Annotated in this window: 17 protein-coding genes and 5 tRNA genes; all 22 read right to left on the minus strand. The window is 42.9% G+C overall.

Going from position 1 to position 16,516, the window contains the following annotated elements:
• Window positions 1-90: 90 nt before the first annotated feature.
• Entirely contained in the window at window positions 91-3,468 is a 3,378-nt protein-coding gene (gene rpoB, locus ACZ5NG_RS10445) for a DNA-directed RNA polymerase subunit beta (protein WP_464251749.1), read from the minus strand.
• Between the two features lie 374 nt (window positions 3,469-3,842).
• Entirely contained in the window at window positions 3,843-4,226 is a 384-nt protein-coding gene (gene rplL / locus ACZ5NG_RS10450) for a 50S ribosomal protein L7/L12 (protein ID WP_464251750.1), read from the minus strand.
• A gap of 58 nt (window positions 4,227-4,284) precedes the next feature.
• Window positions 4,285-4,821, minus strand: coding sequence for a 50S ribosomal protein L10 (gene rplJ, locus ACZ5NG_RS10455; protein ID WP_464251751.1), 537 nt, complete (start codon window positions 4,819-4,821; stop codon window positions 4,285-4,287).
• A gap of 201 nt (window positions 4,822-5,022) precedes the next feature.
• A complete protein-coding gene (gene rplA, locus ACZ5NG_RS10460) occupies window positions 5,023-5,712 on the minus strand; it encodes a 50S ribosomal protein L1 (protein WP_464251752.1) in 690 nt (229 codons plus the stop codon).
• 68 nt (window positions 5,713-5,780) lie between these two features.
• Entirely contained in the window at window positions 5,781-6,209 is a 429-nt protein-coding gene (gene rplK / locus ACZ5NG_RS10465; RefSeq protein ID WP_464251753.1) for a 50S ribosomal protein L11, read from the minus strand.
• A gap of 24 nt (window positions 6,210-6,233) precedes the next feature.
• Window positions 6,234-6,761, minus strand: coding sequence for a transcription termination/antitermination protein NusG (gene nusG, locus ACZ5NG_RS10470; protein WP_464251754.1), 528 nt, complete (start codon window positions 6,759-6,761; stop codon window positions 6,234-6,236).
• Window positions 6,762-6,780: 19 nt separating this feature from the next.
• Window positions 6,781-7,050 (minus strand): preprotein translocase subunit SecE, encoded by a 270-nt coding sequence (gene secE, locus ACZ5NG_RS10475; protein ID WP_464251755.1) that lies wholly within the window; start codon window positions 7,048-7,050, stop codon window positions 6,781-6,783.
• A gap of 43 nt (window positions 7,051-7,093) precedes the next feature.
• The gene (rpmG, locus tag ACZ5NG_RS10480) at window positions 7,094-7,243 is read right to left on the minus strand and encodes a 50S ribosomal protein L33 (protein ID WP_464251756.1); all 150 of its coding nucleotides are present in this window, start codon (window positions 7,241-7,243) and stop codon (window positions 7,094-7,096) included.
• A gap of 224 nt (window positions 7,244-7,467) precedes the next feature.
• Window positions 7,468-8,670 (minus strand): elongation factor Tu, encoded by a 1,203-nt coding sequence (gene tuf, locus ACZ5NG_RS10485; protein ID WP_464251743.1) that lies wholly within the window; start codon window positions 8,668-8,670, stop codon window positions 7,468-7,470.
• 185 nt (window positions 8,671-8,855) lie between these two features.
• A tRNA-Met gene (locus ACZ5NG_RS10490) sits at window positions 8,856-8,932 on the minus strand.
• Window positions 8,933-8,940: 8 nt separating this feature from the next.
• Window positions 8,941-9,016, minus strand: a tRNA-Thr gene (locus ACZ5NG_RS10495).
• A 4-nt stretch (window positions 9,017-9,020) separates the two neighbouring features.
• Window positions 9,021-9,096: transfer RNA gene (locus tag ACZ5NG_RS10500), tRNA-Met, on the minus strand.
• Between the two features lie 78 nt (window positions 9,097-9,174).
• A tRNA-Tyr gene (locus tag ACZ5NG_RS10505) sits at window positions 9,175-9,260 on the minus strand.
• Window positions 9,261-9,269: 9 nt separating this feature from the next.
• Window positions 9,270-9,345: transfer RNA gene (locus ACZ5NG_RS10510), tRNA-Thr, on the minus strand.
• A 96-nt stretch (window positions 9,346-9,441) separates the two neighbouring features.
• On the minus strand, window positions 9,442-10,086 hold the full coding sequence (gene sigH / locus ACZ5NG_RS10515) for an RNA polymerase sporulation sigma factor SigH (RefSeq protein ID WP_464251757.1): 645 nt from the start codon (window positions 10,084-10,086) through the stop codon (window positions 9,442-9,444).
• 183 nt (window positions 10,087-10,269) lie between these two features.
• Window positions 10,270-10,812 carry an NYN domain-containing protein gene (locus tag ACZ5NG_RS10520; protein ID WP_464251758.1) on the minus strand — a complete coding sequence of 181 codons (543 nt, stop codon included), beginning with the start codon at window positions 10,810-10,812 and terminating at the stop codon, window positions 10,270-10,272.
• Window positions 10,775-11,518, minus strand: coding sequence for a 23S rRNA (guanosine(2251)-2'-O)-methyltransferase RlmB (rlmB, locus tag ACZ5NG_RS10525; RefSeq protein WP_464251759.1), 744 nt, complete (start codon window positions 11,516-11,518; stop codon window positions 10,775-10,777). Before rlmB ends, ACZ5NG_RS10520 begins: the two co-directional genes overlap by 38 nt.
• Window positions 11,519-11,596: 78 nt before the next feature.
• Window positions 11,597-12,346 (minus strand): FAD-dependent thymidylate synthase, encoded by a 750-nt coding sequence (gene thyX / locus ACZ5NG_RS10530; RefSeq protein WP_464251760.1) that lies wholly within the window; start codon window positions 12,344-12,346, stop codon window positions 11,597-11,599.
• Between the two features lie 34 nt (window positions 12,347-12,380).
• Window positions 12,381-12,815, minus strand: coding sequence for a Mini-ribonuclease 3 (locus ACZ5NG_RS10535; protein WP_464251761.1), 435 nt, complete (start codon window positions 12,813-12,815; stop codon window positions 12,381-12,383).
• Window positions 12,800-14,251: a cysteine--tRNA ligase gene (cysS, locus tag ACZ5NG_RS10540; RefSeq protein WP_464253157.1), complete on the minus strand. Its 1,452-nt coding sequence runs from the start codon at window positions 14,249-14,251 to the stop codon at window positions 12,800-12,802. Before cysS ends, ACZ5NG_RS10535 begins: the two co-directional genes overlap by 16 nt.
• A complete protein-coding gene (gene cysE / locus ACZ5NG_RS10545) occupies window positions 14,238-14,942 on the minus strand; it encodes a serine O-acetyltransferase (RefSeq protein WP_464251762.1) in 705 nt (234 codons plus the stop codon). Before cysE ends, cysS begins: the two co-directional genes overlap by 14 nt.
• Window positions 14,943-14,974: 32 nt before the next feature.
• Complete coding sequence (gene gltX / locus ACZ5NG_RS10550; RefSeq protein ID WP_464251763.1) at window positions 14,975-16,450, minus strand: glutamate--tRNA ligase; 1,476 nt, start codon at window positions 16,448-16,450, stop codon at window positions 14,975-14,977.
• Window positions 16,451-16,516 lie beyond the last annotated feature (66 nt).

Below are 16,516 nucleotides of genomic sequence, written 5' to 3' on the forward strand. Positions count from 1 at the left end.
CTTTAAACAGGTTTTACCAATGCCTTATTACTCATCTTTTAAAGCAAGATTGCTTTAAAAACAGTCATTGCATTTATCTAATCAGCATTCTTATTCTTCGTCGTAGAATTCTTCATCGTCATCTTCTTCATCTTCAATTGACACATCGCGCACACCTTCGTGAATATCTAAACCGTAATCGCTGGCCGCTTCACTGATATCATCGTCAGATTCCTTAATGGGGATTTCCTGCTCATCTGCGGACAGTACCTTAACATCCAGGCATAGGCTCTGCATTTCTTTAATCAACACTTTGAAGGATTCCGGCACTCCCGGTTCAGGTACATTTTCCCCTTTAACAATTGCCTCATATGTTTTAACCCGTCCAACAACATCATCTGACTTAACAGTAAGGATTTCCTGTAGCGTGTATGCAGCACCGTATGCTTCTAATGCCCAAACTTCCATTTCACCAAATCTCTGTCCACCAAACTGGGCTTTACCGCCAAGGGGCTGTTGAGTAACCAATGAATAGGGTCCGGTAGAACGGGCATGAATCTTATCGTCAACCAAGTGGTGCAACTTAAGCATATATATATAACCAACCGTAACCGGATTATCAAAGGGCTCACCGGTACGGCCATCGTAAAGCGTAATTTTGCCGTTTTCGGGAAGCCCGGCTTGTTTGAGCACATTAATAATACTTTCTTCTGATGCACCGTTAAATATCGGTGTAGCTACATGAAACCCTAATTCCTTTGCCGCCCAGCCTAGGTGGGTTTCCATTACTTGTCCAATATTCATCCGCGAAGGCACACCAAGGGGGTTGAGTACAATCTCTACCGGTGTACCGTCAGGTAAAAAGGGCATATCCTCTTCAGGCAGAACACGGGATATTACACCTTTGTTGCCATGGCGACCGGCCATTTTATCGCCTTCAGAAATTTTTCTTTTTTGCGCAACATAGCAACGCACCAGTTGATTTACACCGGGAGGTAATTCATCGCCGTTTTCCCGTGAAAACACTTTTACATCAACTATTTTTCCGGCTTCTCCATGAGGTACGCGCAGTGAAGTGTCCCGAACTTCGCGCGCTTTTTCACCAAAAATTGCCCTCAGCAAACGTTCTTCTGCGGTTAACTCCGTTTCACCCTTAGGAGTTACTTTTCCAACTAAGATGTCCCCCGGTCTCACCTCGGCCCCAATGCGGATAATACCTCTTTCATCAAGATCTTTTAAAATATCTTCGCTGACATTGGGTATATCCCGAGTAATTTCTTCCGGACCAAGCTTAGTGTCCCGGGCTTCGCATTCATACTCCTCAATATGAATAGAAGTATAGTAATCTTCTTTTACCAACTTTTCACTTATTAAAATAGCGTCTTCGTAGTTATAGCCTTCCCAGGTCATAAATGCTACCAAGACATTACGACCTAATGCTAACTCGCCGCTTTCCGAAGCCGGTCCGTCAGCCAGAATATCTCCCTCATTAACATGCTGCCCTTTAAAAACAATTGGCTTTTGGTTAATGCAGGTTCCTTGGTTTGAACGAGCAAATTTGAGCAGCTTGTAAACATCTTTGGAACCGTCTTCATCTACACGGACATGAATTTCATTGGCAGTAACCTTCTCTACCACACCGGATCTTTTAGCAACCACTAGTTCTCCTGAATCTTTTGCTGCCTTATGCTCAATGCCGGTACCAACAAGGGGTGCTTGCGGACGCAACAGCGGCACTGCTTGGCGCTGCATGTTTGCTCCCATTAATGCCCTGTTGGCGTCATCGTGTTCTAAAAAGGGAATTAGGGATGTCCCTACACTGAACACCTGTTTAGGAGATACGTCCATATAATCCACTTTTATTATCGGAGTGACCACAATTTCACTGCCGTGGCGGGCATTTACACGCTCTTCCAAAAAGTATCCGTCTTGATCAATCGGAGCGTTAGCTTGTGCAATATAAACATCTTCTTCTTCATCAGCAGTAAGATACACTATCTGATCGGTTACCCGCTTATTTTCTTTATCTACTTTGCGATAAGGTGTTTCTATAAAGCCAAACTCATTAATCCGCGCATAAGTAGAAAGGGAACCAATCAAACCAATGTTCGGACCTTCAGGAGTTTCAATAGGACACATCCGACCATAGTGAGAGTGGTGAACGTCACGCACTTCAAAGCCGGCACGCTCCCGCGACAAACCACCGGGACCTAAAGCAGAGAGACGGCGTTTGTGAGTTAATTCGGCCAACGGGTTGGTTTGATCCATAAATTGAGATAACTGGCTGGAACCAAAAAATTCCTTGATAGAAGCAACCACCGGCCGAATGTTAATCAAAGCTTGCGGTGTAATGACATCAATATCTTGGATAGTCATTCTTTCCCGCACTACCCTCTCCATGCGTGATAGTCCGATGCGGAACTGATTTTGTAACAGTTCGCCCACTGAACGCAATCGGCGGTTGCCTAAGTGGTCAATATCGTCGGCGTGTCCTTCACCTTGCATGAGCGCCAGTAAATATCTTACAGTTTCAATTATGTCTTCAACTGTTAATTCTCTGATAAACTCCCGTTCAACCGGTACCTCTTTCTGTAAATAGCGGTCAAACTCTTTTGGCCCTTTATCCTCATCTTTATAGCGATAAAGAACGCCATGCTGCAGTTTTTTATGCATCTTATAGCGTCCTACTTTAGCTAAATCATAACGCTTGGGATCAAAAAACAATGTATTTAATAAGGAACGGGCGCTCTCTACAGTTGGCGGCTCACCCGGTCTTAATCTTTTATAAATTTCAACCAAAGCGTCTTCTTCCGAGTCGGTATTATCTCTGCTCAGTGTTTCGGCAATATTTTTATTGTGTTCAAAAAGTTCCAGTATCTTTTGGTCCGTACCATAGCCAAGGGCTCTAATTAATACCGTTGCCGGTATTTTACGAGTGCGATCAATTCTAACAAACAGATGGTCATTAGCATCCGTTTCAAATTCAAGCCAGGCACCTCGGTTGGGAATTATCGTTGCCCCATAAATCTTTTTCCCTGAAGGGTCGATATTTTCATGAAAATATACACCCGGTGAACGTACCAGTTGGCTAACAATAACTCGCTCAGCACCGTTTATAATAAAGGTGCCTTTTTCCGTCATCAGTGGGAAATCTCCCATAAAAACTTCTTGTTCCTTTACTTCACCGGTTTCCTTGTTAATTAACCTAACTTTAACTCTCAGCGGTGCGGCATAGGTAACATCTCGTTCTTTGCATTCCTCAACTTCATATTTCGGTTTGCCTAATGTGTAGTCCAGAAATTCAAGCACTAAGTTACCGGTAAAGTCCTGGATTGGAGATATGTCATTAAAAACTTCTCTCAACCCTTCAGTCATGAACCATTCGTAAGAGTTCTTTTGTATTTCGATAAGATCGGGTAATTGCAATACCTCTTTGAACTGCCCGAAATTCCACCTCACCCTAGTGCCAACTTTTTCCGGAAAAACCATCTAATGCATCACACCCCTTGTTATTTTAAGGAACAGCGAAAAGCAAGGCTAAGGTATTCACCTTACAACCTCGCTTTCCCCCAAAATAGTGCCTATCTTTCTTATTTAACCCAAATCTATTAATTTCATTCACTATTTGTTAACTTTTCCAAAATGGCAATTAAGTTCCATAGAATGGCATTTTAAGATAATATCATTAGTTAAGGTTTTTGTCAAGTTTTATTGCCTGATCTTAAAAAAATTAACCGAACTTTATATTGATTTTTTAATGATAAAAGTGCCTGAATTTAGTCAGGCACTTTTATCATGATGTTTTTGCCATCATTATTAAAATTTTTATGACAGCAGTTAAAACTCTTCAAACCTGATTTATGCTACTTAATTTCTACAGTAGCGCCGGCTTCAGTAAGTTTGGCTTTGATAGATTCAGCTTCTTCCTTGCTAACTTTCTCTTTAATCGGCTTAGGAGCACTGTCTACCAATTCCTTAGCATCTTTCAGGCCAAGACCGGTAATTTCGCGAACGACTTTGATTACATTGATTTTCTTATCGCCTGCAGCTGCGAGAATTACATCAAATTCGGTTTTTTCATCTTCAGCAGGAGCAGCAGCAGCACCGGCAACAGGAGCAGCGGCTACGGCTGCAACCGGAGCAGCAGCGCTTACGCCAAATTCCTCTTCAAAAGCTTTTACTAATTCAGCAAGTTCCAGAACAGTTAAGCCTTTAACTGCTTCTAAAATTTCATTAACTTTAGACATTATATAGTTACCTCCTTAAATATTTAAACTTAAAATATTATTTTTTAATTTAAATTTCCTAAGAAGCTGCTTCGCCTTCTTTTTGCTTGCGAATCGCTTCAAGCACATAAACCAAATTTCTGAGGTTTGCAGACAATACACTCGCCAATCCATACATAGGTGCCTGCATTCCACCCAGTACCTTGGCCAGCAGCACTTCCCGCGGCGGCAGTTCTGCCAGCCTTTTAATTTCGCCCTTATCAACCAATTTGCCTTCTAAAACACCGGCTTTAATGTCTAGGCCTTGTTTAATTTCTTTAGCGAAATCCGCAAGTATTTTAGCAGGGGCGACGGGGTCGTCTTTACTGAAAGTCAGCACTGTCGGGCCAACTAAATATTCATCCAAGCCTTCAATACCGGCTTCTTTGGCAGCAATCTTGGTAAGAGTATTTTTGGCAACTCTCATTTCACAGCCGGCATTGCGCAGTTTAGCACGCAGTTCAGTGATTTTTTTAACGTTAATCCCTTTGTAGTCAGCCAAAATGGCTATTTGAGCGGTTTCAAAGCTGTCTTTAAGCTCCGATACTATTTGTTCTTTTTCCTGTCTGGTCGGCATTTTTCAAACACCTCCCTTCAGCGCAAAAATATACAATAAAAAGGGCCTCTGTAGAATAGCGCAGAGACCCCACAATTACACCTTGTAGGTAAATCCCGCCTCATGTTGGCGACATAAAGTCATTAAGTATACACACCAACAGTCTACAGCTGGAAAATAATATTATATTAACTTATATTAACGTGTGAGTACTAGCTAAAATTAAAGTTTATGCGGATCTATTTTAACCCCCGGCCCCATTGTGCTGGCAACAGTAATGGATTTCAGATATGTTCCTTTAGCAGCGGCCGGCTTAGCCTTAATTAATGCATCAATCAGTGTGCGGAAGTTGTCAAGCAATTTATCGGTATCAAAAGACACCTTGCCGATAGGAGCGTGAATAATACCCGCTTTATCGGTACGGTAATTAATTTTACCTGCCTTTGCCTCTTTGACCGCACGTTCAATATCCATAGTTACCGTGCCTGTCTTGGGGTTGGGCATTAATCCACGGGGGCCTAAAATGCGACCCAGTCTGCCCACTAAACTCATCATATCAGGTGTAGCAATTGCCACATCAAAGCCCAACCAGCCACCTTGAATTTTTTCAATCAAGTCTTCAGCGCCAACGAAGTCAGCGCCGGCACTCTCTGCCTCTTTAGCCTTGTCACCTTTTGCAAACACCAATACAGTTTTAGTTTTACCAATACCATGAGGCAAAAGAATTGCTCCCCGAATTTGCTGATCGGCATGACGCGGATCCACGCCAAGACGCACAGCTACTTCAACTGTCTCGTCAAATTTTGCCGGTGCAATTTTTTTGACTAGTTCAAACGCCTCTTGCGGTTCATATAGTTTTTGCCTTTCTATTGCTTTTTTTGCTTCCTGATATTTTTTCCCATGTTTTGGCATTTTATTAACCTCCTCAGTGGTATTAACGGAAACTTCCTCCCACAGGAATCAGCTTATATATATGGTTTCTAACCTTCAACAATTTCAATGCCCATACTGCGAGCGGTACCTTCAATCATACGCATTGCAGCTTCAACGCTGGCAGCATTTAAGTCCGGCATCTTCATTTCAGCAATTTCTTTTACTTTAGAACGGGGCACCTTAGCCACTTTATTACGGTTAGGCTCACCGGATGCTTTTTCTATGCCGGCAGCTTTCTTTAGCAGTACTGCTGCAGGCGGGGTTTTAAGAATAAAGGTAAATGATCTATCCTCATAAATTGTGAGTTCAACCGGGATAACCAAACCGGCTTGTTTAGCGGTTCTTTCATTAAATTCTTTTACAAACGCCATAATATTAACCCCGTGCTGACCAAGAGCCGGTCCAACCGGTGGAGCCGGTGTTGCTTTTCCAGCAGGAATTTGCAGTTTAACCACTGCAGCTACTTTTTTAGCCACTACTCACACCTCCTCACACTACATCTAAACAATTTTTTGTACCTGAGTAAAATCTAATTCTATGGGAGTTTCCCGTCCAAACATGGAAACCATAACTCTTAATTTTGCCTTGTCGGGATAAATTTCTTCTATTACGCCGACAAAGTTTTCAAAGGGCCCACTGATAATTTGTACTTTTTCGTTAACGGCAAAGTCAACTTTGGGCCGCAGTTCTTCTCCACCCATTTGTTGCATGATGGCACTAACTTCTTCTTCACTCAACGGGATTGGTTTAGAACCCGAACCGACAAAACCGGTAACCCCCGGTGTATTGCGCACTACATACCAAGAGTCATCGGTCATAATCATTTCCACCAAAACATAACCTGGAAAAACCTTTTTCTTAGTAACCTTTTTCTTGCCATCCTTAATTTCTACCTCATCTTCCATAGGCACTAAAATACGGAAGATTTTCTCTTCCATATTCATTGATTCAATCCGTCTTTCCAGGTTGGCTTTAACTTTATTTTCATAACCGGAATAGGTATGTACCACATACCATTTCTTATCCATATTAAGTAGGAAGCCTCACTTATCTTATTATCAAACTTAAACCGCCGTTGAGAATGGAGTCCAAAACCCAAATAAGAGCAGCAACAAATGTTACCGTAGCCAATACTACACCGGTATAAACCATCGTCTCCCGGCGTGTCGGCCAGTGAACTTTTTTCAGTTCGCTTTTTACACCATTTAGAAAATCCTTTACGGCACCGGCCCGTTTTTTAGTCGCAGCGGTATTTTTCTTTTTTGCTACATTTTTGGCCTTTGCTGCTGCCGCTTCTGTATTTTTCTTCGCTACCATCTATAAGCACATCCTTAAACTACTAATAAACAATAGTTTATCTCTACTTTGTTTCTTTATGTACCGTGTGGGTTTTGCAATGACTACAGTACTTTTTCAATTCAATTCTATTGGAGTCGTTTTTCTTATTTTTAGTAGTTGTATAGTTTCTTCTCTTGCATTCCGTACATGCAAGCGTAATCCCTACTCTCACCGTTGCCACCTCCCAAAACTAAAAAAAGCTCCCCAGACCTATGCAAATTTCACCTTACAAATTTATCACAACTGTTTTTAGCTGTCAATAGCAGATATATTTAAACAATTATTTTTAGTCCAGTAATATTTTAACTCTGCCACTGCCATTTTATACCACAAGGCTTATTTTGCTGCTGAATAAAAACGGTACCTTCTACAATTGGTAAAAGGTACCGTTTTCTCTTACTCAATAATACTGGTTACAACACCGGCACCTACTGTGCGGCCACCTTCACGAATAGCAAAGCGCAAACCTTCTTCAATAGCAATCGGGGTAATCAGTTCAATTGTAAACTTGGTGTTATCGCCGGGCATTACCATCTCTACACCTTCCGGCAGGGTAATTACACCGGTTACGTCGGTTGTACGGAAGTAAAACTGTGGGCGATAACCGTTAAAGAACGGAGTATGACGTCCACCTTCTTCTTTGGTCAATACGTATACTTCCGCTTCAAACTTAGTGTGCGGGTTAATTGTTCCCGGCTTTGCCAACACTTGACCCCGTTCAATTTCTTTGCGATCTATACCGCGCAGCAGGCAGCCAACGTTGTCACCTGCTTCCGCATAGTCCAGTATCTTGCGGAACATTTCTACACCGGTAACTACGGTCTTGCGCGGCTTTTCTTGTAAACCGACGATTTCTACTTCGTCTTGAACTTTTACCATACCCCGCTCTACACGACCGGTTGCCACCGTACCACGACCGGTAATGGAGAATACGTCTTCTACCGGCATCAAGAACGGCTTATCTTTATCACGTTCCGGAGTAGGAATGTATTGGTCTACGTTGTCCATCAGTTCCAATATCTTGCCGCACCATTCGCATTCCCGCTTGCCGCAGCCACATTCTAACGCTTTCAGTGCTGAACCGGCAACAATCGGGGTATCATCGCCAGGAAATTCATATTCATTCAGCAGTTCCCGAACTTCCATGTCTACCAGTTCTAATAATTCTTCGTCGTCTACCATGTCTGCTTTGTTTAAAAATACGCAGATGTAAGGTACGCCTACTTGGCGGGACAGCAGAATGTGCTCACGGGTTTGGGGCATTGGACCGTCTGCCGCCGACACAACTAAAATGGCACCGTCCATTTGAGCTGCACCGGTAATCATGTTCTTAACATAGTCTGCGTGACCCGGGCAGTCTACGTGTGCATAGTGACGGTTTTCGGTTTCATATTCTACGTGTGAAGTATTAATGGTAATACCACGTTCACGCTCTTCCGGTGCATTGTCAATTTCATCATACTTCTTAACAGTTGCATGGCCGTATTGGGCCAATACCGTAGTAATTGCAGCGGTAAGAGTGGTTTTACCATGGTCTACGTGACCAATCGTACCAATGTTTACGTGCGGTTTTGTCCGCTCAAATTTAGCCTTTGCCATAGTTCTTCCCCCTTAACAACTTTTTACATTCTTTTTAATTATTGCCACGTTCAAAAATAATATACCATTTCACGCAAATGCTTAAACGGGTAAATACAACCAACTATGTACATTCGCTAACAAGGGGCAAAATCCTGCTTTAATTGGCAGTTAAAATAAAAAAATCCAGCCATTATGCTGGATTGTGGTAGCGGCGGCTGGACTCGAACCAGCGACACTACGGGTATGAACCGTATGCTCTGACCAACTGAGCTACGCCGCCATATTTTTTGGAGCCACCGACCGGGATTGAACCGGTGACCTCATCCTTACCAAGGATGCGCTCTACCTACTGAGCTACGGCGGCAATTTGGTTGCGGGGGAGGGATTTGAACCCTCGACCTTCGGGTTATGAGCCCGACGAGCTACCAGCTGCTCCACCCCGCGCCGACAAGATTTATTATAGCAAATTTCAACCTTTCTTGCAAGTGGTTTTATCAGCCAACTTCTTTGTTTGTCGAAAATTGGTGGAGGAGGTAGGATTCGAACCTACGAAGGCTACAGCCGTCAGATTTACAGTCTGATCCCTTTGACCACTCGGGAACTCCTCCATATTTATTTGGAGCCGACGATGGGACTCGAACCCGCAACCTGCTGATTACAAGTCAGCTGCTCTACCAATTGAGCTACGTCGGCTCAAACTCAGTGCATTTGTTATCTTAACAGATAATATCCACTATGTCAACTAAATTTAGTTAGCAATATTATCTAATTATCCAGCAAAACTACTTATTAATTTTCACGTTTTTCCAGATAACGCTCAATTTTTCTTTTTACACGCTGCAGCGCATTATCAATGGACTTTACATGACGGTTCAACTCTTCAGCAATTTCTTGATAAGACTTACCTTCCAGATAAGACATCAACACTTTCCATTCCAAGGAACTAAGAATTTCCTCCATCTTTTCTTCTATATCATCAAACTCTTCCCGACTGATAATCAGTTCTTCGGGATCGGTAATTTTCGAGCCGGAAATAACATCTAACAAGGTACGATCAGAATCTTCATCATAAATAGGCTTATTCAAGGAAATGTAGGAGTTAAGCGGAATATGCTTCTGGCGGGTAGCTGTTTTTATCGCCGTAATAATTTGCCGGGTAATACAGAGTTCGGCAAAAGCCCTGAAGGAAGAGAGCTTATCCATCCGGAAGTCACGAATGGCTTTATACAAGCCTATCATTCCCTCTTGGATGATATCTTCCCGATCTGCCCCAATCAAGAAATAACTGCGGGCCTTGGCACGCACAAAGTTCTTGTACTTATTAATTAAGTACTCTAATGCAGCATTATCACCGTTTCGAGCATATTCTACAATTTCTTCGTCAACTAATAGGTGATAATCACCAGCAACATCTCTTTGTGCATTAGCACTCATAGGAGATCGCCCCGCTTTCTATACATTTAAAAGCATAAAAATACATAAAAATACAAGTAATACTTCCTTAAGCCTTGTCTCAAAGACAAGTGTTAAGTATATTCTATTTAGATACTACAACAAACATTATAACTGACAATTAAAAGGCTAGTCAACTAAAAAACAAGCTTAGGGAAAAGTTGTCTAAATTTTTTTTCTTCTCCATTGTTCAAACTTCTTTCTAATTTCTTCGCCTAAACGGTTTTCCAGGTAATCATCCGCCGGAAGCGAGCTTTTGGAATTATTGCGGATTTCTTCTTTCTGCGCCTTAACTTGCTTTAGCAGTTCCAAGGGGGTGATGCGATATGCTCCTTGTCCAAAAATGATGCGTTGTTCGTCCCAATCAGATGTAACAACAAAAACCCTACCCTTCAAAACTGCTTGTCCGGCCAATCTTTCAATCAAAGAGTCAGCCGTTTCATCCTGTGCTGTATAGTATACTTCAATGCTATGTATTTTTTCCACATGTTCTGCCCCGCCCTTTACCTGATAGGCATCAAACACTACCGCAACGCGACTGCCGGAAACCGCCGCAAATTCAGACAATATGGAAATGAGTTTGTCACGGGCATGTTCAAGGGTTGTTTCTCGCAATTTTTCAAAGATCGGCCAGGCGTAAATGACATTGTATCCGTCAATAATGTAGCAATCAGCCATTGTTCCTTCCCATCTTACGTTGTCTGACAACCTCATATATCATCAGCGCCGCCGCAACTGAGGCATTTAGTGAATTTACTTTGCCCCGCATCGGCAATCTGGCAATAATATCACAGGATTCCTTCACTAACCGACCCAGCCCTTTACCCTCGCTGCCAATAACTAAAGCAATCGGTCCGTCCAAAGAAACATCCCAAATATCCTGCCCGTCCATATCTGCACCTACAACCCAAATGCCGCGTTGTTGCATTTTTTTAATCGTTTGCACCAAGTTAGTCACCCTTGCTACCGGGACATACTCAAGGGCACCCGCAGATGATTTGGCAACAGCTGCCGTCAGCTGTACCGAGCGGCGCTTAGGAATAATTACACCGTGTGCCCCCGCAGCATCTACCGTCCGAATGATGGCACCTAAATTATGCGGGTCATTGATTTCGTCCAGTATCACCAGAAAGGGCGGTTCATTAGTTATGCCGTCTAACAGCTCATCAAAGTTTTCATAATCCCTGGCCGCTGCGAAAGCAACAACCCCTTGATGAGATGTATTCGGAGCAAGTTTATCCAGATGCTGCCGATTAACATACTGAAGCGGCACTTTGCTTTCTTTGGCCAATTTTACAATTTCTTTAATTATTTCATTTTTCGCACCCGAGGCAAGGATGATTTTATTTAAAGCTCTGCCGGCACGCAAAGCCTCACGCACCGGATTACGTCCGACAATGATTGAATTTGACATCTTAACACCTACAATCATGGCAGCCAAGATACCGGGCGGCCTGTTTAATCATCTCCGGCAAGCCCATCCTTGGCTTCTCTATAATTGCTTCAGTCCGGTTAGGTAAAAATTCCTTACTTCCTCCATCCGGCCACAGCTTAGTTCCCCTTCGGGACAAGGGCCACTTAAACATCTTGGACCGGCATATTTAAATAATGTGGGCGCCACTTCTTTTACCAAACGCAACATTTCATTAGCCAAAGCCCTTATTTCCCATTGTGCCCGATTACAGCAACGAAGATTAAAAAAATGCATTAATTCCCTGGCATTCATTGTTACTACCATTTTGGTTTCCGCTGCATTAGGCAGTACAAACCGAGCATCTTCATAACCAAAGCGATCACCGCCAAAAAGTTCAACCCATTCATCATACCACTCTTGGATTTGGGCCATTTGATTCTCAAACTTTTTTACTGCTTGTTCCCCTAGCTGTTTAACTTTTAAAGGTATCACATAATCAAATGTTTCACCTCGGTTATGTTGCTTGGTTTCTCCCACATAACGCTGGGATTGAACGCTGAAGCTCGCTATTCGATGCCTGGTAATTTGTGCCAGCAGACTTCTGGATACACCCTCAACGCCAAAGGTAAAGGAGACGTGCTCTACCGGCGATAAATGACCCATATTCAAAAGCTTATTAATAAATTGGGTTTGATCTTTGCTACTGATATTTTCGGTTAACTGTTCGATATCAGCCGCTGAATAGCAAAGCTTGGCAGCCATAGCGATTACTTTTTCCGGGGCAGGTGTGTAAGTCAGTAGCTTAACATTTAAATTTTTTCTGCCCATGATATCCCCCCATTATCTGAACAATAACAACACATTAATCGGTAACGACCTCATTGGCTAATGCCAGTATTTCATTTAACCGGTCCTTATCCCCTTTCAAATAAAGATATCCAATCAGACTTTCAAAAGCAGTACTGTGTTTGTATTCCATCAGCTCGGCTCCCTTTGGTACATGCATCGACTTGGCGTTTCTACCACGCCTGACAACATCTTTTTCTTCTTCTGTCAGCTCGTCTTCTAAAGCAAAAAGCACCTTTGCCTGCGCTCCCGCACAAACATACTTAATTGCCCGGCGGTGCAGTTGATTGACCCGTACCGTTCCGTCAACCAGCAAAAAACGCCGCACCGCCAGCTCGTAAACCGCATCCCCTATATATGCCAAGGCCAGCGGTGGCAGCAAATGGGGGGCCTCCAGCGGTTGATCCGTATAAATTATTTTGTTACGGCGTTCATTCACAGTTTCTTCCATCTCACTCCTTCAGGTGTATCTTCTAAAATGATTCCCAAGTCTTTAAGCCGATCCCTAATGGTATCCGCAGTGTTCCAATCTTTGTTTTTACGTGCATTTTGACGAATTTCAATAATCAAGTTCAACAACCCTTCAGTTAAAGCATCATCTTGGGAAGGGCTTTCAATAATTATTCCGCCTGACGCATCTTCTTTAAATATCCCCAATACGCGATTGAAGGATAAAAACAGTTCTTCCGCCCGTTTTAGGCCGAAGACATCCTTGGTTTGAGCGGATTTTAACTTATTAATATACCCATTGATTTCTCTCGCTAAATCAAACCAAACCGCTATTGCTAATGCCGTGTTGAAATCATCATCCATTGCTTTTTCAAATGACTCTTTAAAATGTTCAAGTTTCTCGGCAAATTCCGATACTTCTTTTCCAGTATTATCGGATATTTGCGATTTGCTCAATTCTTCTTTTAATATGCGATAACTGTTTTTAATTCTTTCCAAACCGCGTTGACCGGCAGTCAATTTTTGGTCATCAAAGTCTAAAGGACTGCGGTAATGAGTGGAAAGGAGGAAAAAGCGAACCGTTTCCGGGGAAAATTTATCAAGAATTTCCCTAACCAAGAAAAAATTACCCAGTGACTTTGACATTTTTTCTTGGTTAACGGTAATAAAGCCGTTGTGCATCCAATAATTGGCAAATGGCTTTCCGGTTGCTGCTTCAGATTGAGCAATTTCATTTTCATGATGGGGAAAAATCAGGTCATATCCCCCGCAATGGATGTCAAAACCATGCCCCAAGTATTTAACGGCCATAGCGGAACATTCAATGTGCCAGCCAGGGCGCCCCTTACCCCAAGGGCTGTCCCAGCTGGGTTCGCCGGCTTTAGCTTTTTTCCACAAAGCAAAGTCCATAGGATCCCGTTTATTCTCATTTATTTCTATCCGCGCTCCGGCCTGCATATCGTCCAGTGAACGTCCTGACAGCTTGCCGTAATCTGCAAATTTTCGCACTTCAAAAAACACGTCACCGTCAACATTATAAGCATAGCCGCGCTGTTCGAGTTCTTTGATTAGTTCTATAATGTCATTGATATGTTCAGATACTTTGGGATGAACATCGGCACGCTTAACATTTAGCGCATCAGCATCTATGAAATATTCTTGAATATACTTTTGGGCCAAAGCTAAAGGATTTTCACCTTCCTCCTTGGCCCGGTTAATAATTTTATCGTCCACATCGGTAAAGTTTTGAACATAAGTAACATCATAACCTTTATATATCAGGTAGCGCCGAACGGTATCAAACACCACCAGCGGCCGGGCATTACCTAAGTGAATATAATTATATGTTGTCGGACCGCAGACGTACATGCTTACTCGGCCGGCTTCCCTGGTTTTTAACGGTTCTTTCCGCCTGGTAAGCGTGTTATATATCTCTATCACTACTTTGGCCCCCCTGTAGTTTAGATTTTAAAATTGCATTTTCTCGCTCCAGCTCGTCGATTCTTTTCTCTAACCGTTTTATATTCTCAGTTATTAATGATAAGGAGTCTGCTACCGGGTCCGGCAATAAGTCATGACGCAAGTCTATTTCCGCAACGTTTTTTACCCGTTCACCGTTTCTTCTGACAATCTTGCCGGGAACTCCCACAACGGTACAGTTGGGCGGTACAGGCTTTAATACAACCGAGCCGGCCCCAATTTTGACATTGTCACCGACTGTAATAGAGCCCAACACTTTGGCACCGGAGCTAATGACCACGTTATTGCCAATTGTCGGGTGACGTTTGCCCTTTTCTTTCCCTGTACCGCCAAGAGTAACGCCTTGGTAAATGGTAACATTATCGCCGATTTCTGTAGTTTCACCAATTACCACGCCGGTTCCGTGGTCGATGAATAACCCCTCACCGATCTTAGCTCCGGGGTGAATCTCAATTCCGGTTAAAAACCTGGCAAATTGCGAAATAATCCGAGCAATTAAAAATAATTTCCTATTATAAAACCAATGAGCAATTCGATACATAATAATGGCATGCAAACCGGAGTATGTTAATACTACCTCTAACACACTTTTTGCCGCCGGGTCGCGCTCGAATATAACCTGAATATCTTTTTTTAGTCTCTTAAACAAAGGCGCCCCCTCCACAAACTGCGTATTAAATATTATTCATTGATTTGCGCCAGCACACTTCCGTCTAAAACCGCATTTAAGCGGGCAATTGTTCTTTGCATTCCTAAAATTGGGATGACCTCGTACAATTCCGGACCACGAGTTCGCCCGGTTAAAGCAACTCTAAGCGGCATATATACTTTTTTACCGCCAAGGCCCAATTCCTTAGGAAGCTCTTTTAGTAACCCTTTGACTATATCTTCATTGAGTTGTCCGGCAGCATATATTTTCTCTTTCATTGCCTGCATCACCTGGGGAACTTGCTCTTGCGCTAAAATGTCTCTTGCCTCATCAGCTTCCAGTTTAATTTTCTCCCCAAAGAAAATATCGGCATGCTGCGGAAGTTCGGACAGGTTAGTAATCCGTTCCCGAGTAGCTTTAACAATTTGTTTTACCATGTCTAGGTCTTCAGGGGCAGGAGCGTCAGAAATGTAGCCGGCCTTTTGCAAATAGGGCAAAGCCAGTAAAGCGACATATTCCAAGCTAGCATTGCGCAAATAATAAGCATTGATATGATTTAATTTATCCAAGTCAAAAACAGCCGGGCTCTTAGATACTTTGTCTAAAGAAAAAAGATTTTTTAATTCCTCCCGTGAAAAAATTTCTTCTTCCCCACCCGGTGACCAACCTAACAGCGCCAAAAAGTTAACCAGCGCCTCCGGAAGATAACCCAAAGACTTATACTGCTCAATAGAAGTTGCACCGTGGCGTTTAGACATTTTAGTGTGATCTTTACCTAATATTAATGACACATGAGCAAAAGTAGGGACTTCCCAATTGAGAGCATTATAGAGCAAAATTTGTCTTGGCGTATTGGAAAGGTGTTCCTCTGCCCGAATAACATGAGTAATACCCATTTCATGGTCGTCAACTACCACTGCAAAATTATAGGTAGGAATGCCGTCTGACTTCATGATAATAAAGTCACCGATACCGCTACTCTCAAATTCAACCCGGCCGCGCACCAGATCATTTACAGCAATTATTTGGTTTTCAGTAACCTTAAATCTCAGTACCGGCTTTCTTCCTTCCGCCTCAAGCCTGGCCCTTTCCTCCGGACTAAGGTTACGACAACGTCCGGAGTAACGGGGGAGTTCTCCTTTGGCGCGCATAGCCTCACGTTCTGCTTCCAATTCCTCTTCACTGCAGTAGCAATAGTAAACATGCCCCTCATCTAAAAGTTTCTTTGCCCACTGCCGATATATATCCAAGCGCTCTGTCTGACGGTAAGGGCCGTTAGGACCACCGACCTCAACACCCTCATCCCAATCAATTCCCAGCCAACGCAAAGAATTTAAAATGTTTTCTTCTGATTCTCTTGAAGACCGTTCAAGGTCAGTATCTTCAATTCTTACCAAAAATTTACCGCCATGATGACGGGCAAACAGCCAGTTAAACAGTGCCGATCTGGCACCACCGATATGTAAAGGCCCTGTAGGACTGGGGGCAAATCGAACTTTGACAGTCAAAAAACTTCCTCCTTCTCACCGCAATATTTTGTAGTTTTCTAAATCGATATTATATCACCTTTTTAC

This window comes from Desulfovectis peckii (assembly GCF_055391705.1).